The organism is Bordetella sp., from assembly GCF_051960075.1.
Classification (GTDB): Bacteria; Pseudomonadota; Gammaproteobacteria; order Burkholderiales; family Burkholderiaceae_B; genus Bordetella.
On record NZ_JBQCER010000100.1, the window covers coordinates 13,349 to 37,524 of the forward strand.

The window sequence follows — 24,176 nt, forward strand, 5'->3', positions numbered from 1 at the left end:
TGGCCCGATTCCTGGCCGGATTCGGGCGTGCGTCGGTACGGTCGGCAAGCGCCCGTACCGGAAGTCAATGGCGGATTGTAATAAATCCCGTCAGTCGGGCGCTTGAGCGCGCACGCGCTCGATCGCCGCACGGCTGTCGGCCCACTGCGGCTCGCCCGGCGCGAAGCGCGCGCGCAGATAGCCCAGCAGATCCGCCACCTGGCTGTCGTCGAGGCTGTTCTTGAAGCCGGGCATATAGCCCAGGTCTCCGTTGGCCGGCGCCTGGATGCCGTTGAGGATGACCTGGATCAGGTTGTCGGGCGTACCGGCATGCACGCTGGTGTTGGCCGCCAGCAGCGGCTTGACGCCGAACAGCGTGGGGCCGTGGCCCGCTTCGTGGCAGGCGGCGCAGGCGTTCTGATAGAGGCGCTCGCCGTCGAGATGGCGCAGCATGAGCGCATCGTCCGAAGATCGCGTCGCGGGTGTCGCGGTCGTCACGGTTGGCAGGGCGGCGGACACGGCCAACGGCGAAGATGCTGCGGCAACCGATTGCCTCGGCTGGGCACGCCCCGGCAGATCGAGCAGATACGTCGCGATCGCGCGCACGTCGCTCTCGGGCAACTGCGCCAGGCCGTGAATCACCGGCGCCATGGGGCCGGCGGCCACGCCGTGGCGCGCCGAATAGCCCGTGCGCAGGTACCGGAACAGATCGTCGCCCGTCCAAGGCACTTTGGCGCTGCCCAGGCCGTTCAGCGGCGGCGCTTTCCAGCCCTCGGCTTCGCCGCCGGCCAAATAGTTTTCCAGGCCCGTTTTCTCGGCTCCCAGCGCGTTGCGCGGCGTATGGCAGGCGCCGCAATGGCCCATGCCTTCGACGAGATAAGCGCCGCGGTTCCATTCCAGGCTTTGCGCAGGGTCGGGCCGATAGACCCGGTTGTCGTGGAACAGCAGATTCCAGCCCGCGATTGCCGGCCGCAGATTGAACGGAAAAGCCAGTCGCGTCGTGGGCGGGTCGCTGCGCACCGGCGGCTGCGACATCAAATAGGCATAAAGCGCCTGCATGTCCGCATCCGTCATCTTGGCGAAGGCGGTGTAGGGGAAGGCAGGATAGAGCTGGCGGCCGTCGCGGTGCACACCTTCGCGCATGGCGCGCTCGAAGGCGCCGTACGACCAGCGGCCGATGCCGGTGTCTTTGTCGGGCGTGATGTTGGTGCTGTAGACGGTGCCGAACGGCGTCTGCAGCGCGAAACCGCCGATATTGGCCGCGCCGTGCGGCGCAGTGTGGCAGGCCGCGCAGTCGCCGGCGGCGGCGACCAGGCGGCCGCGCGCGACGGCGGCAGCCGAGTAGAGCGAGATATCGGGCCCTTCGGTGGGTGCGATGGCGGGTTTGGCCGGCCAGGCCATGGCGAGCAGACCTGCGATGGCGCCGGCGCCCGCAGCCAGCCACGCGCCGCTGCGATAGAGGCGGCGCCATCCGCTGCGCACGGGCGCGGCGGATGCTTGCGTGGCCGTTAGCGCCAGACGCAATTGCTCGCCGTCGAACGGCACCTGACGCAGGCGCACGCCGGTGGCATCGAAGACGGCATTGGCAATGGCGGCGGCGGCCGGCAGCGTCAGCACGCCATCGGCGACGAGCTGGCCGTGATCGATGGGCGGCGCCGTTGCGGACGGCGTACGGGTGTCGGCCTGCGCAAGGGCTTCCGGTGTCGTCGACGCAGACAAGGCCCTTTCGGCTTTCTCTTGCGCCGGTGCGGCGCCGCTGCCGTCGATGCCCCAATCGTCGAAACTCGCGGGCGCCGCGAGCAGACGTCGCGCCGCATCCAGAAGCCGCGGATCCTGCGTCCGGATGGTCGCGCCCTGCGCGGGCCGCAGGTCGCGGCTATCGTGCCCGACGACCACGCGCGTGACGTCGATGCGGCCGGTCGCCGGCTCTACCGCGACCTCGGCGATCCAGGCGCTCCAGCGGTCGGCGGCGGTTCCGTCGGCGTGTGTTTCGCGCAGATGCGCCGACGCATAGCCGCGCCCGTGCAGGCGCTCATCTGCGCCGCGCCGCGGCGCCAGGGCCTGCCCCTGGGCGCCGGTCACCGCCCGCCAGCCCGCGCGTTCGGCCATCCGTTCGGCCAGTTGCCGGGCCGGTCCGGGTGGCAACCGATTCAGGCGATGCGCCAGCGGATCCGAGCCCTGCTGCACCGCCTCTTCATCGCGCGCGCTTTCTTCGGCAAAAACCCGTGCCGCGTCGAAATCGGCGGCGCCGGCGTGCGGCAGCGGCGCGGGCATTGCATGCCGCGCGGCTACGATGTCCATGGCGCCTTGCGCGGTCGGCTGCTCGGAGGGCTCAGCCTGCGCAGGCGTGCTGAGCAGTCGGGCCAGACTGGGGCGCACGGCCCAGGGCACCGCCGAGAGCAGCACCCCAGGCGCGGTGGCCGACGAAGCGGCGTGCGTCGACGGACGCGCATCGAAGGCGTCCGGCATCGCGCCAGGCTGCAGCGCCAGTTCACCCGGCGCGGCCCAGCCCTGCACAGGCACGCGCACAGGCCGTTGCACGCATTGCGACAGCAACGCCGCATCGGCGGCGGCGTCGAGCACATCCAGCGCGTGCGCACCTGGCGGCGAGTCCGTATTGCCGCCGATCACCTGCACAAGTTCGATGTCCAGGCCCAACAGGCGGCTCAGTTCCGCGCGCATCACGGCCTGCCCGCGCGGCGCCGGGCAGGGCGCCCAGACGCAGACACGATCGCCCAGGCACCACGCCGTGACGGCGACGCCTGCGTCCGCTGCGCGGGCAGGCAACTGCCACACATAAGATCGCGCGCCGGACTCGGCGGATCGACTCGACGACAGGCCCGGCGCGCCGTTTCCGTCGGCCTGCACAGCGCTTCGCTGCCAGACCGGGCGCGCACTGTCGACGGCCTGCCGCGCCAGTCCGGCCGTTACGGCGACCACGCCGATGTAATGTCCGCGCTGCATCACGGCGACCACGCCCGGCAGCGTTTGCGCCGCCGGCGCGTCGAACGCCTGCAGCAGCGCACCGGTGTAGCGCTGACCGTCCCAATGCAGCGACGGCGGTCGCAGCGGCAGGCCGTGCAGCACGCCATCCGGCATGGCCGGCTGCGTGCGGGCGTGCTCCGCCGCGAGTGCGGGCCGGGTATCGTGCGAGCCCGAATCCTGCAGGGCCATTACGCGGCTCCGCCCGTTCCGGCGGGCGCCGCGCCGCGCAACTGCGCGCGCAGCTGCGCGGCGCGGCGCGCGGCTTGCAGTATCTCGACGTGCGTACCGCAGCGGCACAGGTTGTGGCGCAGTTCCTGGCGCACATCCTGGTCGGAAGGGTCGGGATTGCGGCGCAGCAGCGCCTCGACGGCCATGATCATGCCGTTCAGGCAATAGCCGCATTGCGCGGCTTGGCATTCGATAAAAGCCTGTTGCGTCGGGCCTGGACAATCGGGACTGCCCAGGCCTTCCAATGTCATGATTTCGCGCCCGACGACGCCGCGCACGGGTATGACACAGGAGCGTGCGGCGACGCCGTCGACCAGTACGGTGCAGGCGCCGCACTCGCCCAGACCGCAGCCGTACTTGGGGCCGTTGAGCTCGAGATCGTTGCGCAGCACATAAAGCAGCGGCGTGTCCGGCGCGGCCTGAACGTCGCGCTTGCGGCCGTTGACCGACAGGCATATCGCTTGCGCGGGTTCAGGAGAATGGACGCCGTTGCTCATGAGTGTCTGCGGGATCGCGACGCGTCAGGCCGTCTGCCGGGGATCGACCAGAGGCACGTTGAACACGTCGTAGCCGAAGCACCAGGCGGGATCTTCGTTCGTGCGCAGCCAGGTATTGTCGTGCGAAACGCGCTGGACCTTGCTGGTACGCTCGACGCGGTTGGCCGCATATAGGGCATAGGCCTGCTCGTGATTGTGCGCGCCGACTTCGTCGAGGCAGCGCACCAGCATGGCTGCGTCTTCGATCGCCATGCCCGCGCCCTGCGCCATGTGCGGCTTCATGGGATGGCAGGCATCGCCCAGCAACACCATGCGGCCGCGGCTCCACAGCGGAAGCGGATCGCGTTCGAGCAGCGACCATTTGGTGACTTCCACCGTGCCTTCGATCAGCGCCTGGACAGTGGGATGCCAGCCCGAGAACGTTTCGCGCATTTCTTCCTTGCTGCTGGGCAGCCAACTGTTTTTGAGATCCCATTCGACCACCGGCACGCCGGTCACATAATAGATCTCGTCCTGTCGTCCGGTCACGAAGTAGACCATCATGTGGCGATCGTCGCTCCACCACTTTACGCAGGGATCGAAGGGCAGCATGCCGGCTTTGGCCGCAGGCGTGGGAAACACGGCGCGGTGGGCCAGATACCCCGCGTACTTCGGCGGCTCCGGCCCGAGCAGTTCTTCGCGGATGCGCGAGTTCACGCCGTCGGCGCCGATGACCAGATCGGCCTCGGCCGAGGTGCCATCGGCGAAGCGCATGTGCACGACGTCGCCCTTGTCTTCGATGGCGACCAGATGTTTGCCGTAGCTCAGCGCGCTATCGGGCAGCGCCTCGATCATCAGTTTGTGGAAATCGCCGCGATGTACGGTCAGATAGCTTTCGCCGTATTCCTTGACTGCGAAGTCGCCCAGCGGAATCTGCGCCAGCAGATCGCCCGTCTGCCAGTGGCGGCTGTGCCAGAAGTCGGGGTGCGAGCCCTGCGCGTTGAGCGCGTCGGCGATGCCGACACGGCGCAACACCTTCATGACGTTGGGGCCGACATGGATGCCCGCGCCCAGTCGCGAAAAGGACGGCGCCTGTTCGTAGACGTGGGCGTTGTAGCCGGCCTTGAGCAACAGCGCGGCCGCCGCCGCGCCACCCAGACCGGCCCCGACAACGGCGATGCGAGGCTGTTTCGACACTTCTTTCTCCTAGAAAAGAACCGAGGCAGCGGCAACAGCCGGCCTCAAGCGCTATGCACAACGCATTTGTTTTTAATATTTTTGAGCGTATACGCTTTAATTTAAAACTTCCACCCTGGTTTTCCCTGAATCAAAAATCCCGTTAATTGCCCTAATTGAAGGGAAAACCCTTGTTTTTTTATGATCAAAACGAGCAAATACTGAGCATTGAATTGAACACCAATGCATCAATAATGCACGTACACACTCAAATTATCAGTACCCAAGGGCATTCACCGATGCCAGCCATCTTGTGTTGAAAGTTTGAGTCAGATAAAAATACGTCAGCATACTGATTAATTTCCGAGCAAGGTTTCAACCATGATCAAGAACTTCCGCATCGGCCAGATCGTTCCGAGTTCGAACACGACGATGGAGACCGAGATTCCGGCCATGCTGCGCGCGCGCGAAGGCGTGCGACCCGACGAGCGCTTTACCTTCCATTCGAGCCGCATGCGCATGCACAAGGTCACCAAGGAAGAGCTGGCGGCGATGAACAAAGAAGGGCTGCGCTGCGCGGCGGAATTGGCCGACGCGCGGGTCGATGTGATGAGCACGGCCTGCCTGGTGGCGATCATGGCCATGGGCGTGGGCTACCACCGCCAGACCGAGCGCGAGCTGACCGAGGTGGCGCGGGCCAACCAGTGCCTGGCGCCGGTGATGACGTCGGCCGGTGCGCTGATCGAAGGCCTGAAGATCATGGGTGCAAAACGGGTGTCGATCATGGCGCCCTATATGCGTCCGCTGACCGACCTGGTGGTGCAGTACATCGAGCACGAAGGCATCGAGGTCATCGATTCGATCTGCTTCGAGATACCCGACAACCTGGAGGTGGGCCGGCGCGATCCGCTGCAGCTGGTCGAAGACGTCAAGCGGCTGAATACGAAGGGGGCCGATGTGATCGTCGCGTCGGCCTGCGTGCAGATGCAGTCGCTGGCGGCCATACAGCGCATCCAGGACGCGACCGGCATCCCGACCGTATCCACCGCGGTGTGCACGGTGCGCCGCATGCTCGATCACCTCGATCTCGAGCCCATCGCTCCCGGCGCCGGCGCGCTGCTGTCGGGCGCCTATCCGCGTCAAGACTGAACAGAAGGACCGATTATGGCTACCGCGATTCCACAAGGCCGGCACGTCCACGCCAACGGCATACGCCAGCATCTGCTCCATTATCCGGGCCCGGGGCCGCAAATGCTGCTGATTCCCGGCATCACCTCGCCCGCGATCACTTGGGGCTTCGTGGCCGAGCGCCTTGCCGAGAAATTCGACGTGCATGTCCTGGACGTACGCGGCCGCGGCCTGAGCGAAGCCGGCGACCTGGACTACACGCTGGACGCGATGGCCGACGATGCGATCGCGCTGGCGCAGGGCATGGACAAGCCCATCGTGCTCGGCCACTCGATGGGCGCGCGCGTGGCCATTCGCGCGGCGCGGCGCGACCCCGATCCGTTCTCGGGGCTGATCCTGGTCGACCCGCCCATGTCCGGTCCCGGCCGGCGCCCTTACCCGGCCAACTGGCCCTGGTACGGCGATTCGATACGCATGGCGCAAAAAGGCTGCGGCATCGAAGCAATGCGCAAGTTCTGCCCGACCTGGACCGACGAGCAGCTGGCCTTGCGCGCCCAATGGCTGCATACCTGCCAGTGGGGCGCCATTCGCATTACCTTCGACGGCTTCGCCACCGACGACGTCCATGCCGACATGCCGCACATCAAGCTGCCCGCGCGACTGGTCAGTGCGGGAGGCGCGACGGTCGTGCTGCCCGAAGACGAAGCGCAGGTCAAAGCCCTCATGCCACATATCGAAACCCGCCGCGTCGACGGCGCGGGCCACATGATTCCCTGGGACAATCTCGAGGGCTTCCTCGACGCGGTCATGGATTTCTCCGTCTGAACTAGGGAGGACAACTCGATGGATCACGCGAGCTTCACCGAAATCTGCCTGCATCAGCTCAAGATGTCGGGCGTACGCGACGGCGAGAAACTGATCGTTCTCACCCAGGGCAGCGACAGGCTGGCCTACGCCGACGCCTTCATGGCCGCGGGCCAGCGCCTGGGCGCCAATATGTATCACATGCGCCTGCCCGCCCCCTTGCCCAAGGACGGCTGGAACGTCGGCGTCACCGGCCTGGCGGCCCTGCCCGACGCGGTCGAGGCGCTCAAGCATTGCGACATGCTGATCGACTGCATCTTCCTGCTGTTCTCGCCCGAACAGATGGCGATCCAGGCGGCCGGCACGCGTGTGCTCACAGCCGTGGAGCCGCCCGCGCTGCTGGCCCGCATGCTGCCCTATCCGGAGTTGCGCGAGAAAGTCCAGATCGCAGCCGCCATGCTCGACAAAGCCAAGGTGATGCGCATCACCTCGCCGCACGGCACCGACGTCACTTACCGGCTCAACACGTATCCGACCATCGCAGAGTACGCCTGCACCGACACGCCGGGCCGCTGGGACCACTGGCCTTCGGGCTTCGTGTTCTCGGGCGGCGACGACGACGGCGTGGACGGCACGATCGTGGTCGCCCCGGGCGACATCCTGCTACCGCAGAACCTGATGGTGCGCGAGCCCATCACCTATACCATCGAGCACGGCTGGATCACCGACATCCGCGGTGGCCTGGAAGCGCAGATCGTCAGGTCGTACATGGAAAGCTTCAACGACAAGCGGGGCTACGGCATGAGCCACGTGGGCTGGGGCATGAACCCGAACGCCAAGTGGCACAACTTCGTGCCGGGCCTGTTCGAGGGCGGCATGGGCATGGAGCCGCGCAGCTTCTACGGCAACGTCATGTTCTCGACCGGACCGAACAACGAACTGGGCGGCGCGAACGACACGGCCTGCCATCTGGACATTCCGATGCGCGACAACTCGCTCTTTCTCGACGGCGAACCGATCGTGATCGACGGCGACCTCGTCGTCAAAGACATCCAGATGGCGCGCCGCTGAATCCCACCGTCTCCAGAACCTATTCATGTCTCAAGAACAAACTTACGCCAACGCGGGTTTCGGCCGCTCGGTTCCCCGCGGCACCCGCCCGGGCATCATCGTCGTCGATTTCTCCTACGGCTTCACCGACCTGCAGTATCCGACCGCCTCGGAAGCGCGCGCGCAGATGGCCAACACCAAACGCATCTGCGACGCCCTGCGCGCCAAGGGCTTCCCGGTCATTTTCTCGACCATCGCCTTTCACCCTGGCGAAGTCGACAAGCTTCCCTGGCTCAGGAAGTCGGCCGGCATGGCCGCGCTGATCCAGGGCACGCGCCTGGTCGAGATCGATACCGCCACCGGCATCCAGCCGCAGGACACCATCGTTGTCAAAAAAGGGGCCTCGTCTTTCTTCGGTTCGACGCTCGGCGCGCTCTTGACCGGCGCCGGAGTCGACACGCTCATTGTGGCCGGAGCGACGACCTCGGGCTGCGTACGCGCGACGGCGGTGGACGCCGTGCAATCGGGCTTCAACGTGCTGGTGCCGCGCGACTGCTGCGCCGATCGCGCGCAAGCCCCGCACGATGCGAACCTGTACGACATGCAGCAGAAGTACGCCGACGTGACCGACAGCGAGGACATCCTCGCCTGGATCGGCACGCTCGCCGCTCGCGCCTGACCGGACTCGCTCTGCCATGACCGCGCCGTTCCAGCCCAAAGCCCTGCACGACGGCCTGCTGAGCCACGTCGGCGCGCTGCTGGTCGTGCGCGATCCGGTGGCGCCGCCCGCGCCCGCACCGGGTCAGCCCGGCGCCGCCTCGACCTATGTTCCCGCCACACCGGAAATCTTCGTGGCGGTTCTGTGCGACGACAGCCATCCCTCGGGCTGGCGCGCCCTGGCCTTCAACGGCCACGTGGACCTGGGCACCGGCATCCGCACCTCGCTCGCGCAGATCGCGGCCGACGAGCTCGAGGTGCCCCTCGACCGGCTGGACATGGTGCTCGGCCATACCGATGCCGCGCCCAACCAGGGGCCGACCATCGCCAGCGCAACCATTCAGATCACCGCCGAGCCTTTGCGCCGCGCCGCGGCGCAGGCGCGCGAACATCTTCTGGCGCTGGCCGCCCGCCGCTGGAACGTGCCGGCGCACACGCTGCGTGTTCGCGACGGCATCGTCTCCGCTCCCCCCGGCGACGCGCGGCGCATCGCCTACGGCGAACTGCTGCGCGGCCTGCACGAGCGCCTGCCGCTGGCGGTGTCCGACGAATCGGTAAAGCTGAAACCCGTCGCCGAATACCGGCTGGTGGGGCGCAGCGCACCGCGTGTGGACATTCCGGCCAAGGCCACGGGCCAGCTTGCTTTCGTGCACGACATGCGCCTGCCCGGCATGCGGCATGGCCGCGTGGTGCGCCCACCCTACCCCGGACGCGATAGCGGCGATTTCATCGGCCGCAGCCTGCTGTCGGTCGATGAATCGTCGGTGGCGCATTTGCCCGGCAGGATCCGGGTGGTGGTTCGCGGCGACTTCGTCGGTGTGGTCGCAGATCGCGAAGAACAGGCCATCGCCGCCATGCACGCACTGCAAGTGCGCTGGCGCGAGATTCCTGCCGCGCCCGATCTGTCCGATCTGGCTGACGCGCTGCGCGCCCAGCCGTGCGTTGCGCGCCCGCTGCGCGCCGACGGCGACGCCGCGCAGATAGGCGCGAAAGCGGCCGTGCGGCGCAAGCGCACCTACGTCTGGCCCTATCAGATGCATGCCTCCATCGGTCCTTCCTGCGCCGTGGCCAGCTACGAGCAAGAGCGCCTGACGGTCTGGTCCGGATCGCAAAACCCGCACATGCTGCGCGTCGATCTCGACCGGCTGCTGCAACTGGGCGAAGACCGGATCGAGATCGTGCGCATGGAAGCCGCGGGCTGCTACGGACGCAACTGCGCCGACGACGTCTGCGGCGACGCCGCGCTGCTGGCCATGGCCGACGGCGCTCCCGTGCGCGTGCAACTCATGCGCGAGCAGGAACATCTATGGGAACCCAAAGGCACGGCGCAACTGATCGATGTCGACGCCGCGCTCGATGCGCGCGGCGATCTGCTGGCCTATGACTTCTCGGTGCGCTATCCCTCAAACGACGCGCCGCTGCTGGCGCTGCTTCTTACGGGCCGGATCTCGGGCCAGCCGCGCACACTGGAAATGGGCGACCGCACCGCCGTACCGCCCTATCGTTATCCGCATCTGAACATTGTCTGTCACGATATGCCGCCGCTGATGCGCGCCTCGTGGCTGCGCGGCGTCTCGGCCCTGCCCAACGCCTTCGCGCACGAATGCATGGTCGACGAACTCGCGCATGCCGCGAACGCCGATCCCGTCGAATATCGCCTGCGGCATCTGGACGACAGCCGCGCCCGCGATCTGCTGCAAGCCACTGCCGCGCGCGCGGTCTGGCGCGCAAACCTCCCCGGCAGCCGCGGACAGCCCGGCGCCGACGGCCTGCTGCGCGGACGCGGCGTGGCCTACGCCCGCTACGTGCACAGCCGGTTTCCGGGATTCGGCGCAGCCTGGAGCGCCTGGGTGGTCGATCTGTCCGTGCATCCCGCCACCGGCCGCATCGTGATCGAGCGCGTGATCGCCGGCCAGGACACCGGCCTGGTAGTCAACCCCGACGGCGTTCGCCATCAGTTGCACGGCAACGTCGTGCAGACGCTGAGCCGCGCGCTGCTCGAAAAAGTCAGATTCGACGAACGGGGCGTGGCCAGCCGCGACTGGGGCGCCTATCCCATCCTCAATTTCACCGAGCTGCCCGAGATCGACGTGGTGCTCATGCCGCGCCAGAGCGAGCCCCCGATGGGCGCGGGCGAATCGGCCTCGGTGCCGGGCACGGCCGCGATCGCCAACGCCCTGTTCGACGCGACCGGTGCACGTTTTTATGCGCCGCCTTTCACGCCCGACATCGTGCGGCAGGCCCTGCGCGCAGCGCCCGAACTGCAGAGCGCCTAGGACCCCAGAGAACGGAGAGAAACACACCATGCAGAAACGCCTGCGCATCGGCATCATCGGCGGCGGCATCGGCGGCGTGGCCCTGGCCCGCTCGCTGGACGCGGTCGGCATCGACTATCGCCTGTTCGAGAAAGCCTCGGCGTTCGGCGAGGTGGGCGCCGGCGTGCAGATGACGCCCAACGCCGTCAAGGTTCTCAAGGCGTTGGGCCTGGGCGAGAACCTGCGCCGCATGGGTTTCCTGCCCGAGGCCATGGTCGGCCGCAATGGGCAGACCGGCCAGGAGCTGTTCCGCACGCCGCTCAAGACGACGTGCCCGGCGCTATTCGGGGCCGAGTTCTATCACGTGCACCGCGCCGATCTGCACGCGGCGCTGTGCCAGGACATCCCCGCCGACAAGGCGATGCTGGGTGCGCAGTGCACAGGCATCGCTCACGAAGGCGCACAAGCCGTGGCGAATTTTTCCGACGGCAGCCGCTTCGAGGCCGACCTCATCGTGGGTGCCGACGGCATTCATTCGGCGGTGCGCGATGCATTGTGGGGCAAGGAGCCCGCACACTACACCGGCCACATGTGCTGGCGCGGACTGGTCCAGGTCGATAGGCATCCCCTGCCCTTTGTCAGCCCCGACGCCGCGTTCTGGATGGGCCCCAAAGGCCACGTGGTGACCTACTACGTCAAGGGCGGAGCGGCGGTAAACATCGTTGCGGTCAGCGAAAACAGCGACTGGGTCGAGGAATCCTGGACCGTGAAAAGCACGCAGCAGGAGCTGCTGAACGGTTTCGCGGGCTGGCATGAGGACCTGATAGCGCTGTTCCGGCGTACCGATCCCGAGCAAATCTACAAGTGGGGCTTGTTCGACCGCGATCCCATGGCGCGCTGGTCCAGAGACCGCGTCACGCTGCTGGGCGACGCGGCGCATCCCATGCTGCCTTTTCTGTCGCAAGGCGCGGCCATGGCCATCGAAGATGCCTATGTGCTGGCCCAGGCGCTCGCCCATTTCGGCGCCGACGTTCCTGCCGCGCTCCGCGCCTACGAAGGCGAACGCCGCCCGCGCACCGCCCGCGTGCAACTCGAGGCGCGCGAGCGAGGACGCACCTATCACATGTCTTCGCCCGAGGACCTGAAAAAGCGCGATCAGGAATACAAGGCCGAACAGGCCAGAAACCCCAACGCCGTGGGCATCAAGGCCGAATGGGTCTATCAGTACGACGCCACGAATTGCCGCGAGCGATTCGAGCGCGAAACCCAGGAAAACTAGAGCGTGCACGCTTATCCAAGAGCATCTATCCGCAACGGCTATATTGCGCTCGTGCATTTCTCGGACAGAGATAAATCAACGCACCGACAGATTTTTTCAAGCGGCAGAAACCACCCATCGAGTCCAACGGCCGGTATGCGAAATCGACCGAACGACGGGCTTTGTTTAAGCATGACGATGTATCAACCACAGGGAGTGCATTCATGAAGATCAAGGTAACAACGTTCGGACTATCCGCTGCGGCGGGCCTCATGGCCCTGACGCTGGCGGGACAGCCGGCCCAGGCCAGCGGCGTCATCAAGATAGGCGAGGTCAACAGCTATAAGTCCCAGCCCGTCTTCACCGACGGCTACAAGAAGGGCATGATGCTGGCCATCGACGAAATCAACGCCAAAGGCGGCGTCGACGGCAAAAAGCTCGAACTGATCACGCGCGACGACAACGCCAACCCCGGCGACGCCGTGCGCGCGGCCCAGGAGCTGATCGACAAGGACAACGTCGATATCCTCGCCGGCTCCTTCTATGCCAACATCGGCACGGCCCTGACCGACTTCGCCAAGCAGAAAAAGCGCTTCATGCTCATCACCGAGGCGCTGTCGGACAACATCGTCTGGTCGGCCGGCAACCGCTATACCTTCCGCCTGGACGCTTCGACCTACATGCTGTCGTCGGCGCTGATCGACGATGCCGTCAAATCGGGCAAGAAGCGCTGGGCGCTGGTCTACCCCAATTATGAATTCGGCACCGCCGCGGCCAAGGCCTTCAAGGAACAACTCAAGGCGCGCGAGCCCGACGTCCAGTTCGTGACCGAGCAGGCGCCGCCCATCGGCAAGATCGATGCCGGCAGCGTCACGCAGGCCATCATCGACGCCAAGCCCGACGCCATTTTCAATGCCCTGTTCGGCTCCGACCTCGCCCAGTTCGTGCGCGAAGGCGAGACGCGCGGCCTGCTGACCGCCAAGACGCCCGTGTTCTCCATCATCACCGGCCAGCCCGAATACCTCGAACCGCTGCGCGACGAGATCCCGCCCAACTGGACCGTGACGGGCTACCCCTGGTACAGCATCAAGACGCCGGCCCATCTGGCTTTCCTCAAGGCTTACCAGGACAAGTACGGCAAGGTGCCGCTGCGCTTCGGCTCGATTATCGGCTACGACGCGATCAAATCCATCGAAGCCGCGCTGAAGGTGTCGGGCGGCAAGGCCGATACCGAATCGATGATCAAGGCCTTCAGCGGCCTGAAGCTCGATACGCCTGACGGTCCGATGCAATACCGCGCCATCGACCATCAAGCCACGTTCGGCCTGTACGTGGGCAAGCTCGCCCTGCAGGACGGCAAGGGCGTCATGGTCGACTACCACTACGTACCCGGCGACAAGCTGCTGCCGCCCGACGACGTGGTGCGCAAGCTGCGTCCGGCCGACGCGAACTGATCGCGCCGCCCCTGCGCCGGGCCGCCTCGCGCGGCTCGGCGCTGTTTGAATCGACACACCTGAAAACTGATTTTTCGAGCCACGCATCCGTATCGGTCGAGACTCTACATGGACTTTTCCGCATTACTGGCCCAACTGCTCAACGGTCTGGCCGAAGCGTCTTCGCTATTCCTGGTCGCGGTCGGCCTTTCGCTGATCTTCGGGGTCACGCGCGTACTGAATTTCGCCCACGGCTCTTTTTTCATGGTGGGCATCTATCTGGCCTACACGCTGACGGAGCAATTCGCGAGCGCAGGTGCAGGGGCATGGGGCTATTGGGGCGGCATGGCGCTGGCCTCCCTCGTCACCGGCCTGCTCGGCGCGGCGGTCGAGATCGTGCTGCTGCGGCGCATCTACAAGGCGCCCGAGCTGTTCCAGCTGCTGGCCACTTTCGCGCTGGTGCTGGTCGTCAACGACGCGGTGCTATGGCTGTGCGGCCCCGCGGATCTGCTGGGCCGGCGCGCGCCGGGCATGAAGGGCGCCGTCGCCATCCTGGGCCGCCAATTTCCCAGCTACGACATTTTCCTGATCGTCGTCGGCCCCATCGTGCTGGCGCTGCTGTGGCTGCTGTTGACGCGCACGCGCTGGGGCACGCTGATCCGTGCCGCCACGCAAGACCGCGAAATGCTCGGCGCACTGGGCATCAACCAGGCCTGGCTCTTCACCGGCGTGTTCGCGTTGGGAACGCTGCTGGCAGGCATGGGCGGCGCAGTGCAGCTGCCGCGCGAGCCTGCCAGCCTCGGCCTGGACCTGAGCACCATCGCCGACGCCTTCGTGGTGGTGGTGGTCGGCGGCATGGGATCCATTCCCGGCGCCTATCTTGCGGCTCTGCTCATCGCCGAGGTCAAGTCGCTGTGCATCGGCCTCGGGCTCGTGCATTTCTTCGGCATTCCGTTCTCCTTCACCAAGCTCACCCTGGTGGTGGAGTTTCTGGTGATGGCGCTGGTTCTGGTCTTCCGGCCCTGGGGCCTGATGGGACGCCAGCAAGGTGCCAGCCGCAACAGCGCCCCGGTCGAAGCGCCGCTGCGCCCGGGTACGCCAGCCTTCAAGGCGATCGTCGCCGTCGTGGTGCTGGCCCTGGCCGTGCTGCCGCTGCTGTCGACCCATCTGCCCTATGCCCCGGTGCTCATGCAGGACGTGCTCACCGCAGCGCTGTTCGCCGTGAGTCTGCACTTCATCATGGGGCCGGGCGGCATGGCTTCGTTCGGCCATGCCGCGTATTACGGCCTGGGCGCCTACGGTGCGGGCATTCTGATCAAGTCGCTGACCATGCCCATGCCGCTCGCGCTGGCCCTCGCCCCGCTGATCGCGGGTGCGGGCGCGCTGCTCTTCGGCTGGTTCTGCGTGCGCCTGTCGGGCGTCTATCTGGCCATGCTCACGCTGGCCTTCTCGCAGATCGTATGGTCGATCGTGTTCCAGTGGGACGACGTCACCGGCGGCTCGAACGGCATGATCGGCGTCTGGCCGGCAAGCTGGCTGGGCGGCACGGCCTACTACTACCTGACGCTGGCGTTGGTGGTGCTGTCCATCTTCCTCATGCGTCGCATTCTGTTCGCGCCGTTCGGCTATGCGCTGCGCGCCGGCCGCGACTCGGCCTTGCGCGCCGACGCCGTGGGCATCGACGTCAAGCGCGTGCAGTGGTCGGCTTTCGTCATCGCCGGCATCTTCGCGGGCGTGGCCGGCGCGCTCTTCGTGTTCGCCAAGGGCACCATATCGCCCGAAGTCATGGGCGTGAGCAAATCGGTCGACGGCCTGGTGATGGTGCTGCTGGGTGGCGTGCAGACCCTGCTCGGCCCGGTCGTGGGCGCAGCCGTGTTCAACGTGCTGCAGGATTACATCATCAACGCCACGGATTATTGGCATGCCGTGTTCGGCGGCATCATCCTGCTCCTGGTGATGGCCTTTCCGCAGGGCATTGTGGGCTTCTTCCGGCACGTCGCCGAACAATGGAATGCGCGCCGCGACACCGGCGCGGCGACTGCCAAGGAGAAGCAAGCATGACGGTGCTGCTGCAAGTGCGCAATCTGAGCAAGGCCTTCGGCGGCGTCAAGGCCGTGGACGGCATCGACTTCGACATTGCCGAGGGCGAACTGCTGGCGCTCATCGGCCCCAACGGCGCGGGCAAGTCCACGACCTTCAATATGGTGGGCGGGCAACTGGCGGCCACATCCGGCTCGGTCGTCTTCAACGGCGTCGATCTGGTGGGCATGAAGCCGCGCGACATCTGGCGCCGCGGCGTGGGCCGCACCTTCCAGATCGCCGCCACGTTCGCCTCGCTGACCGTGGTCGAGAATGTGCAGATGGCGCTGCTGTCGCATCATGGCCGTACCTTCGGCCTGTGGAAGCCGGCCGCGAAGCAATATCGCGAGCAAGCGCGCGACTTGCTGACCCAGGTCGGCATGGAAAGCCAGGCCGACCGCCCCTGCAGCGAGCTGGCCTACGGCGACGTCAAACGCGTCGAGCTGGCCATGGGCCTGGCCAACGACCCCAAGCTCCTGCTCATGGACGAGCCCACCGCGGGCATGGCGCCCAAGGAGCGCAACGATCTCATGGCGCTGACCAAGCGCCTGGTGGTCGAGCGGCGCATGTCCGTGCTGTTCACCGAGCACAGCATGGACGTGGTGTTCGCCCACGCCGACCGCATGATCGTGCTCGCGCGCGGCCGGCTCATCGCCGAAGGTAGCGCGGAGCAGATCCGCAATCACCCCAAGGTGCAGGAAGTGTATTTCGGCACAGGCAAGACTTTCGAGAAGGACAAGGCCATGCAGGAGGCCGCGCAATGAACTCCGCTGTGCTTGAAACTCCCGTGTCGGGCGCCGCCGCGCAGGATCGTCCGACGCTGCTGCAAGTCGAGGCGCTCAATGCCTGGTACGGTTCGGCCCACATCCTGTTCGACGTGTCGCTCAATGTGCGGCGCGGCGAGGTCGTGGCGCTGATGGGGCGCAACGGCGCGGGCAAGTCCACGACTTTCAAGGCCATCATGGGTCTGCTGGGCAAGCGGCTGGGCCAGATAAGCTTCATGGGCAAGCCCATCATGGGTCTGCAGCCTTACGAGATCGCGCGCCTGGGGCTGGGCTTCGTGCCGGAGGACCGCCGCATCTTCACCGATCTCACCGTGACCGAAAACCTGGACGTGGGCCGCCAGCCGCCGCGCCGCTGGCCCGACGGCAGCGAAGCGCTGACCTGGACGCCAGCCGCGCTGTACGAGCTTTTTCCCAACCTGGGGGCCATGCAGGACAGGCCGGGCGGCAATATGAGCGGCGGCGAGCAGCAGATGCTGACGGTAGCCCGCACGCTCATGGGCAACCCCTTTCTGGTGCTGCTGGACGAACCCTCCGAAGGCGTGGCGCCGGTCATCGTGGAACAGATGGCGCACATGATCCTGCAGCTCAAGGCCAAGGGTGCGAGCATCCTCCTGTCCGAGCAGAACATGCATTTCGCCGAACTGGTGTCCGACCGCGCCTATGTGCTCGAAAAAGGTCAGATCAAGTTCGAAGGCACCATGGCGGAGCTAGCCGCCAACGACGAGATACGACGGGCTTATCTCTCGGTTTGAAACGACTCGCCGCCACAGACGCGCCTTTCGAACGCCCCATGAACGTCTCATGGGGCGTTTTTCATTCGGGACTTGGGTAGTATGTACCCTGCATTTTGACGAGCCGTGCACCATGCCTCTGACCGAAGAACACTATGCCGCCATCATCGACGATATCGTGAACGGCCGGCTGGACGACGCGGCAATAGACGCATTCCTCATGCAGGCCGTGGCGCACCTGGACGACGCCGAGGTGCTGGCGCTGGCCAAGGCGCGCTCGCGCGCCATGCCGCGCATCGTCTGGAACGCGCCCATCGTGGTCGACAAGCACTCGCTGGGTGGCGTAGCGGGCAACCGCATCACGCTCGTCATCGTGCCCATCGTCGCGGCACACGGCCTGACCATGCCCAAGACGTCGTCGCGCGCGATCACGTCGGCGGCCGGCACGGCCGACGCCATGCAGACTGTCGCCAGGGTCGACCTCGATCCGCAAGAGGTACGACGCTGCGTTGCCCAGGCTAGCGCCTGCATTGTCTGGAACGGCAGGCTCAATCATTCGCTGATCGACGACCGCATCAATGCGCGTACTCTGGCGCTCAATCTGCAATCGAACCGCTGGTCGGTCGCCTCCATTTTGTCCAAGAAATATTCGGCAGGTTCGACACACGTCGTCGTCGACCTGCCCTGCGGCCCGCGGACCAAGCTGCGCACGCGTGCAGACGCGCAGGAAATTCAGCGTCTTTTCGAGCAGACCGGAGCCGGCATGGGGCTGCACGTCAAGGCGCTGATCACCGACGGGGCGCACCCCATCGGCGCGGGCATCGGCCCGGCGCTCGAAGCGCGCGACGCGCGCCGCGTGCTGAGCGGCGACCCGGATGCCCCTTCTGACCTGCGCGAGAAATCCTTGCTGATGGTCTCGCATATTTTGGCCTGGGCGCCAGGCGTAGGCAGTGTTCAAGCCGGGCGCAAGCGGGCGCAGGAACTGCTGGACTCGGGTGCGGCCCTGGCCGCTTTCGAGCAAATCATCGATGCGCAAGGCCGCGCCGCGTCGCCCATCGACCCGGGCCGCCATACGCATGAACAATGCGCCGAACGAGACGGCACGGTCGCACAGGTCGACAGCCTGCGCATCACCGCGATCGCTCGCCAGGCAGGCGCGCCGCGGGATCTGAGCGCCGGCGTCGACCTACTGTGTCGACCGGGCAGTCGAGTGACGGCCGGCGAGCCGCTCTACCGCATACACGCCGACACGCAGAGCGGTCTGGAAGCGGCCGTGCGCGACGCCCGTAGGCACAGCGGCGTAGCGCTGCTGGCGTGATGCCTCGTTTGCGCCGGTCTCTGACGGCAACACGCCGGGGCACAGGCTCGATCCGGACAGGATCGCCGTTATCATGCTCTCCATGAATCGACTGCCATTCAGGCAAAAAACTCTCATGTCCAATAAAAAAGAAGCCTCTGCGCAGGGCGCAGTCCAGATGAAAAAGCCGGACGAAACCACGGCGCGCTATGAGTTCTCCGATCAGGTCGGACACCTGCTGCGCCGCGCATACCAGCGGCATACCGCGCTGTTCCAGCAGTCCATCCCCGATTCCAAACTCACCGTGGGGCAGTTCGTGGTGCTGTGCGCGCTGCGCGATCACGCGCATTCTTCGATCATCGACCTGGTCAAGCTCACGGTCATCGATCAAAGCACCATCCGCGGCGTCGTCGATCGGCTCAAGAGCCGCGGCCTGATCAAACTCGATACCGACCCTGACGACCGGCGCAAAGTCATCGCCAGCCTCAACCCCGCCGGCCTGCGCATGGTCGAGGAAATGGAACCCTTCGCCCGCACGATCACCGAAGAAACCTTCGGCACCTTGAACGAGGCCGAGCGCGTGGCCCTGCTCTATCTGCTCAGGAAGATGATCGGCTCGGAGCCGAATCCCGGCCACATCAACGGCCAGGGTTGACTCACGGATTCAACAGCAGCGTCCATTGGCCGAAAGCAGGCGCCTGCGCCGGCCATGACGCGGCCGTAGGCGCCGTGGCGCCATGCCGGGCCAGGTAATGCGCGGCGCGTATCACGCCGGCATGCGTGATCCAGACCGCTTCCGCATCCGCCGCCGTCTCGGCCAAGGCCTGAGCCACGCGCCGCAGCACGTCGGACACGCACTCTGCGCCGCCCGCGCGGTAGCGCGAAAAATCGCGCGTCCACGCGTCGATATCGGCCTGAGAAATATCCAGCCAGGGAACGCCTTCCCATGTGCCGAAATCCATTTCGTTCAGGCGCTCGTCGCGCACCGGCCGCAAATCGCCACGCAGCGCCGCCAAGGCCTGCGCGAGCTGATCCGCGCGCCGCAAGCCCGAAACCCGCACCGGCAGGCCTTGCGGCAGCGCCGCCGCCAAGGCGCGCGCGCAGGCTTGCGTGGCGGACGCATCGGCCTCGATATCGAGACTGCCGTAGCAGATGCCCGGCTCGATCAACGGCACGGCATGCCGCGCCAGCCACAGCTTCATATCGCACCGGCTGCGGACACGCCCAGCAGCAGCCCCAGATAAAACGCCAGTTCGCAGACCTGTTGCGTGGCTCCGAGCGCATCGCCGGTATAGCCCTGCAGGCGCCGATGCAGAAGGCGATACATGGCCGCCCAGGCCAGCATGCAGGCCGCCACGCCGGCGATCCAGAACAAGGCGGGGTAGCGCCAGCATGCGGCGGCCAACGCCGACAGGGCCCAGAACAGCGCGCCCGCCATGACGCGGCCGTCGGCACCGGACGCGGTGAGCGCCGATTTGGAGCCGTTCTCGCGGATATACGGCAGCACGGCGACGATGCCGACCGGCATCAGCCGCGAGAATGCGTGACCCGCGAACCAGGCCCATGCGGCCAGCGCCGGACTCACCTGAGCCAGCGCGACGATGAGGCCTATCCTGAGCAGCAGGGACAGCGCCAGGGCAATCGCGCCATAGCTGCCGATGCGCGAATCCTTCATGATCTCCAGGGCGCGTTCGCGACCGACATGGCCGCCCAGACCATCGGCCAGATCGGCCAGGCCGTCTTCGTGAAACGCGCCGGTCAGCATTACCGACACGATCAGGCCGAGCACCGCAGCAACCCAGGGCGCTGCGCCCACATGAGGCAGCAGGTACAAGGCGACGCGAAAGCAGATGGCGCCTGCCGCGCCGACCAGCGCGCCGACCAAGGGGAAATAGGCCAGACAGGCCTGCTGCATCGGCGGGCTATAGCCTACCCAGGACGCAAGCCGCCTGGGTAGCGGCATACGCGTGAAAAACTGCAGCGCGAGCAAAAAATGGCGCAGGGCGTTCATGGATGGCCGACGCTCAGCGTTTGCCTTCTTCGCGCGATACGCCCGCGGACTCGAAGCTCGCCATGTCGCGCAGAATCGCGCAGGCCGACTGCATCAACGGCCAGGCCAGCGCCGCGCCCGATCCTTCTCCCAGGCGCAGTTGCAGATCCAGCAGCGGCTCCCCGCACAAGGCGGCCAGCATCAGGGCGTGGCCGCGCTCGCCCGAGCGATGGGCGAACACGCAGCGCTGCAATACCTGCGGAGCCAGGCGGCCGGCGACCAGCACGGCTGCGCCGACGATGAAGCCGTCGACCACGATCACGCGGTTCTGGGCAGCGGCCTGCAAAATGGCGCCCACCATGGTGGCGATCTCGAAGCCGCCGAAAGCCGCGAGCGCATCCAGCGGCTGCCGGGCGGCTTCGTGCCTGGCGAGCACCTTGCGCAGAATGGCGGTCTTGCGGACGACGCCGGCATCGTCCAGGCCCGTGCCGGCGCCGGTGCACTCGGCAATGTCGAGCTGCGCGAGACGCGCCAGCAGCAGCGAGGCCGACGAGGTGTTGCCGATACCCATCTCGCCCAGCAGCAGCACGTTGCCCGGCAGATCGTCCAACAAGGCCTTGCCGTTTTCCAGCGCCGCGTCGCGCTGCGCCGGCGTCATGGCCGGGGCCAGCGACGCATCGGCGGTGCCCGCTGCGATCTTGCGTATCAACAAGCCGGGGCGCGGCGCGAAGTCGTGCCTCACGCCGCAGTCGACCACCGTCAGCGCGATGCCGTGCTGGCGGGCCAGCACGCTGACCGCCGCGCCGCCCGCCAGGAAGTTCTCGACCATCTGCCAGGTCACGTCGCTGGGATAGGCCGACACGCCCTGCGCGGCCAGGCCGTGATCGCCGGCAAACACCACCATCTGCGGCGCGTGCAGCGCTGGCGAGGCGCCGCCTAGAATCAGCCCCAGACGCGTGGCCAGGGTTTCAAGACGGCCCAGCGACCCCACCGGCTTGGTCTTGTTGTCCAGCGCGTGCCGCAGGCGCCCGGCCAGATCGGGATCGTCGAGATCGGCGATGACGGGAAGGGAAAAAGCCATGAGATATCGATTCCTTCAGGAGATCAGAGCGTACAGCAGGTCGGAATCGACATGCCGTTCGAGAAATTGCGCCAGGCCGTCGAAGACGGCATCGGCGTCGTGCGTCGTGCCGCTCAGCAAGGCCTGCAGCGCGGCGGGCTCTTCGAACAGGCCGTGCACATAGAGTCCCAGCACGTTGCCGGCGGCGTTTTGCCAGGCCAGCCCGGGAATCACCTCGCGCGCGTCGGCTTGCGCGACGCCCGCAACAAAGCGGGTCCGGCCATGATGAATCTCGTAGCCGCGCAACGGCAGCCCGGACAATCCGGCCCAGCGGCCCGTCAACTCGCCGAACCGCGTCTCGCAACGGCTCACGACCTTGTCGGCGGCGAAGACCGTCGACAGCGACAGCAGCCCCAAGCCCTGCGCCTCGCCGTCGATGCCGTGCGGATCGGTCATCTCGGCGCCCAGCATCTGCAATCCGCCGCACACGCCGAGCACGGCGCCGCCGCGATCCGCATGCCGCAGTACCGCCTCATCCAGGCCTTGCGCGCGCAGCCACGCGAGGTCGCCGCTGGTATGTTTGGATCCGGGCAGGACGATCCAGTCGTCCGCATTCAATCCTTCCAGCTCCTTCGGGTCGCGCGACCAGACGAGCCGCACGCCGGGCAGGCTCTTGAGCGACTGGAATTCGTCCAGATTGCTGAGGCGGGGATACGCCACGATGGCGATCGTCTTCGCGGCCTGGCCGATGCCCATGGCGCGGTCGTCGAAGACTCCGTCTTCTTCCGGAAGGCCGTGCTCGCGCCACATGGGCAGCACCGCCACCGTGGGAATGCCGGTCATGTCTTCGAGTTGCTGCGGCGCCGGCGCCAGCAGCGCCGGATCGCCGCGGAATTTGTTGAGCACGAAGCCGCGTATCCGTTCGCGATCCTCGGGTGGCAGCAAGGCCCAGGTTCCGTACAGGTGCGCGAAAGCGCCGCCGCGGTCGATGTCCGTCACGAGCAGGCAGCGCGCCTGCGCATGGCGGGCCACGCGCAGGTTGACGATGTCGCTGTCCATGAGATTGATCTCGGCGGGCGAGCCTGCGCCTTCGATGACGACCACGTCGTTCTGCGCGCGCAGCGCATCCAGCGCCGCCGCGATAGGCGGCCAGACCCGCGCGCTGCGTTCGCGCCACGACAGGCGCGTCAGGGCCTCGTCCACCTTGCCCAGCAGCACGACCTGGCTGTGCGTATCGGCCTCGGGCTTGAGCAGCAAGGGATTCATGCGCACGTCCGGCGCCGCGCGCGCGGCCAGGGCCTGGAAATACTGAGCCGAGCCGATTTCGCCCTGGTCTTCGCCCGCAGCCGCGACCCGTGCGTTATTGCTCATGTTCTGCGCCTTGAACGGCGCGACCTTGAGCCCCTGGTTCGCATACCAGCGGCACAGCGCCGTGGCCAGCCAGCTTTTTCCGGCGCCGCTGGTCGTGCCCAGCACCATGACGCAACGGGCGGTCACGAGGCCCCCTTGGCGCTGCGCGCCGTCCCCCCGAGGGGGATCGCTCGATTGGGGCGGCCCGGCTCTCGCGAGGCCCCCTTGGCGCCGCGCGCCGTCCCCCCGAGGGGGATCGCTCGATTGGGGCGGCCCGGCTCTCGCGAGGCCCCCTTGGCGCCGCGCGCCGTCCCCCCGAGGGGGATCGCTCGATTGGGGCGGCGCGATGCGAAACACCTGCCGGCCGCCGTCAGATAGCGGCTCATCAATCCTCGATGCCGCGCTGGGCGGGGATGCCTTGATCGAAGGCGTGTTTGACCAGCGTCATCTCCGTCACGGTGTCGGCCATGTCGATGATCTCTTGCGGGCAGCGGCGGCCGGTCAGCACCACGTGCACATGAGAAGGACGCTCGCGCAAGGCCTGCAATACTTCTTCGAGCGGAACCCAGCCATAGACCAGGGGATAGGTGACCTCGTCGAGCACCACCAGGAAATACTCGCCGCTCAGCAGCGCGGCGCGCGCCTTCTGCCAGCCGTTGCGCGCGATCTGCGCGGACCGTTCCAGGTCCTTGCTCTTCCAGCTGAAGCCGTCGCCCAGCCCTACGATGGGCAGGCCCAGTTTTTCGAAGGTGCGGTGCTCGCCGAAGCGCGCAGTCGGCACCTTCATGAACTGGAAGATCTTGACCGGCTTGCCGCGGCCGTGCGCGCGGATGGCCAGGCCGAAGGCGGCCGTGCTCTTGCCTTTGCCGTCGCCGGTATTGACGATGACAAGGCCGCGTCGCTCGCCTTCGGATTTGTCGTAAGGCTTGTCGGTCGGGGGCGTTTCGATTTGCATGAGGTTCTCCTATTCAAAGACGAGGCAGGCAGATCCACTGATCGCCGACCTGCCGTATCTGTACACGTTCGTCAAAGACCTGCTCGACGGCTCGATGCGTCTCGCTCGCCTGACATGAGCCTTGATGGCGCACACGCCCCTGCGCCATCACGACGATATCGTCGGCATGCAGGGCCAGCGAAATCTCGTGCAGCACGCTGACCACGGTCTTGCCCTGTGCGACCAGGCCGCGCACCAGGCGCAGCCAATCGGCCTGATGCGGCGGATCGAGATTGGCCAACGGTTCGTCCATCAACACGATGTCCGCCTGCACGGCCAGGGGGCGCGCCCACCACACCCCCGAGCGCAAGCCGCCCGGCAAATTGCGCCGGCCCCCGGAGAGCCCGGACCCCGCCGGCCACGCGTCCACCGCCCGGCGCACCCCGCCGCGGGCCGGTTGC

The 24,176-nt window shown here is 66.6% G+C and carries 20 protein-coding genes and 1 pseudogene; 12 read left to right on the forward strand and 9 right to left on the reverse strand.

The window, feature by feature from the left end; translation table 11 throughout:
* Window positions 1–90: 90 nt before the first annotated feature.
* The 3 genes from ACTHJ1_RS17820 to ACTHJ1_RS17830 are packed head-to-tail and all read right to left on the reverse strand — an operon-like array spanning window position 91 to window position 4,865.
* Window positions 91–3,153, reverse strand: a complete 3,063-nt coding sequence (locus ACTHJ1_RS17820) for a c-type cytochrome (protein ID WP_440195295.1) — start codon at window positions 3,151–3,153, stop codon at window positions 91–93.
* Window positions 3,153–3,689: a (2Fe-2S)-binding protein gene (locus ACTHJ1_RS17825; RefSeq protein WP_440195298.1), complete on the reverse strand. Its 537-nt coding sequence runs from the start codon at window positions 3,687–3,689 to the stop codon at window positions 3,153–3,155. Before ACTHJ1_RS17825 ends, ACTHJ1_RS17820 begins: the two co-directional genes overlap by 1 nt.
* Window positions 3,690–3,713: 24 nt before the next feature.
* On the reverse strand, window positions 3,714–4,865 hold the full coding sequence (locus tag ACTHJ1_RS17830) for an FAD-dependent monooxygenase (protein ID WP_440195301.1): 1,152 nt from the start codon (window positions 4,863–4,865) through the stop codon (window positions 3,714–3,716).
* Between the two features lie 360 nt (window positions 4,866–5,225).
* On the opposite strand from ACTHJ1_RS17830, the gene ACTHJ1_RS17835 reads away from it, so the two are divergent.
* The 12 genes from ACTHJ1_RS17835 (at window position 5,226) to ACTHJ1_RS17890 (ending at window position 19,036) form a co-directional block, all read left to right on the forward strand.
* A complete protein-coding gene (locus ACTHJ1_RS17835) occupies window positions 5,226–5,993 on the forward strand; it encodes a maleate cis-trans isomerase family protein (protein ID WP_440195304.1) in 768 nt (255 codons plus the stop codon).
* 15 nt (window positions 5,994–6,008) lie between these two features.
* Window positions 6,009–6,797: an alpha/beta fold hydrolase gene (locus ACTHJ1_RS17840; RefSeq protein WP_440195307.1), complete on the forward strand. Its 789-nt coding sequence runs from the start codon at window positions 6,009–6,011 to the stop codon at window positions 6,795–6,797.
* Window positions 6,798–6,815: 18 nt separating this feature from the next.
* A complete protein-coding gene (locus ACTHJ1_RS17845; protein ID WP_440195309.1) occupies window positions 6,816–7,847 on the forward strand; it encodes a 2,5-dihydroxypyridine 5,6-dioxygenase in 1,032 nt (343 codons plus the stop codon).
* 25 nt (window positions 7,848–7,872) lie between these two features.
* On the forward strand, window positions 7,873–8,505 hold the full coding sequence (locus ACTHJ1_RS17850; protein WP_440195312.1) for an isochorismatase family protein: 633 nt from the start codon (window positions 7,873–7,875) through the stop codon (window positions 8,503–8,505).
* A gap of 16 nt (window positions 8,506–8,521) precedes the next feature.
* Window positions 8,522–10,819, forward strand: a complete 2,298-nt coding sequence (locus ACTHJ1_RS17855; RefSeq protein WP_440195315.1) for a molybdopterin cofactor-binding domain-containing protein — start codon at window positions 8,522–8,524, stop codon at window positions 10,817–10,819.
* 28 nt (window positions 10,820–10,847) lie between these two features.
* Window positions 10,848–12,077: an FAD-dependent monooxygenase gene (locus ACTHJ1_RS17860; protein ID WP_440195318.1), complete on the forward strand. Its 1,230-nt coding sequence runs from the start codon at window positions 10,848–10,850 to the stop codon at window positions 12,075–12,077.
* Window positions 12,078–12,280: 203 nt separating this feature from the next.
* Window positions 12,281–13,510, forward strand: a complete 1,230-nt coding sequence (locus tag ACTHJ1_RS17865; RefSeq protein WP_440195321.1) for an ABC transporter substrate-binding protein — start codon at window positions 12,281–12,283, stop codon at window positions 13,508–13,510.
* A gap of 108 nt (window positions 13,511–13,618) precedes the next feature.
* On the forward strand, window positions 13,619–15,550 hold the full coding sequence (locus ACTHJ1_RS17870; RefSeq protein ID WP_440195324.1) for an ABC transporter permease: 1,932 nt from the start codon (window positions 13,619–13,621) through the stop codon (window positions 15,548–15,550).
* Entirely contained in the window at window positions 15,547–16,332 is a 786-nt protein-coding gene (locus ACTHJ1_RS17875) for an ABC transporter ATP-binding protein (RefSeq protein WP_440195327.1), read from the forward strand. The genes ACTHJ1_RS17870 and ACTHJ1_RS17875 overlap by 4 nt, the downstream gene beginning before the upstream one ends.
* The gene (locus tag ACTHJ1_RS17880) at window positions 16,329–17,105 is read left to right on the forward strand and encodes an ABC transporter ATP-binding protein (RefSeq protein ID WP_440195330.1); all 777 of its coding nucleotides are present in this window, start codon (window positions 16,329–16,331) and stop codon (window positions 17,103–17,105) included. The genes ACTHJ1_RS17875 and ACTHJ1_RS17880 overlap by 4 nt, the downstream gene beginning before the upstream one ends.
* Window positions 17,106–17,217: 112 nt before the next feature.
* On the forward strand, window positions 17,218–18,402 hold the full coding sequence (locus tag ACTHJ1_RS17885; RefSeq protein WP_440195333.1) for a thymidine phosphorylase: 1,185 nt from the start codon (window positions 17,218–17,220) through the stop codon (window positions 18,400–18,402).
* A 115-nt stretch (window positions 18,403–18,517) separates the two neighbouring features.
* Window positions 18,518–19,036 (forward strand): MarR family winged helix-turn-helix transcriptional regulator, encoded by a 519-nt coding sequence (locus ACTHJ1_RS17890; RefSeq protein ID WP_440195336.1) that lies wholly within the window; start codon window positions 18,518–18,520, stop codon window positions 19,034–19,036.
* Between the two features lies 1 nt (window position 19,037).
* On the opposite strand, the gene ACTHJ1_RS17895 is transcribed toward ACTHJ1_RS17890, so the two are convergent.
* The 6 genes and pseudogenes from ACTHJ1_RS17895 to ACTHJ1_RS17920 form a co-directional block, all read right to left on the reverse strand.
* Window positions 19,038–19,583: a histidine phosphatase family protein gene (locus ACTHJ1_RS17895; protein ID WP_440195339.1), complete on the reverse strand. Its 546-nt coding sequence runs from the start codon at window positions 19,581–19,583 to the stop codon at window positions 19,038–19,040.
* Window positions 19,580–20,392 carry an adenosylcobinamide-GDP ribazoletransferase gene (locus ACTHJ1_RS17900; protein ID WP_440195342.1) on the reverse strand — a complete coding sequence of 271 codons (813 nt, stop codon included), beginning with the start codon at window positions 20,390–20,392 and terminating at the stop codon, window positions 19,580–19,582. Before ACTHJ1_RS17900 ends, ACTHJ1_RS17895 begins: the two co-directional genes overlap by 4 nt.
* Window positions 20,393–20,405: 13 nt before the next feature.
* Window positions 20,406–21,452: a nicotinate-nucleotide--dimethylbenzimidazole phosphoribosyltransferase gene (gene cobT / locus ACTHJ1_RS17905; protein ID WP_440195345.1), complete on the reverse strand. Its 1,047-nt coding sequence runs from the start codon at window positions 21,450–21,452 to the stop codon at window positions 20,406–20,408.
* A gap of 15 nt (window positions 21,453–21,467) precedes the next feature.
* A complete protein-coding gene (locus ACTHJ1_RS17910; protein WP_440195348.1) occupies window positions 21,468–22,928 on the reverse strand; it encodes a cobyric acid synthase in 1,461 nt (486 codons plus the stop codon).
* Window positions 22,929–23,166: 238 nt separating this feature from the next.
* Window positions 23,167–23,736, reverse strand: coding sequence for a cob(I)yrinic acid a,c-diamide adenosyltransferase (cobO, locus tag ACTHJ1_RS17915; protein ID WP_440195351.1), 570 nt, complete (start codon window positions 23,734–23,736; stop codon window positions 23,167–23,169).
* Window positions 23,737–23,749: 13 nt separating this feature from the next.
* Window positions 23,750–24,176 (reverse strand): annotated as a pseudogene (locus tag ACTHJ1_RS17920) (ABC transporter ATP-binding protein); the annotation flags it as partial.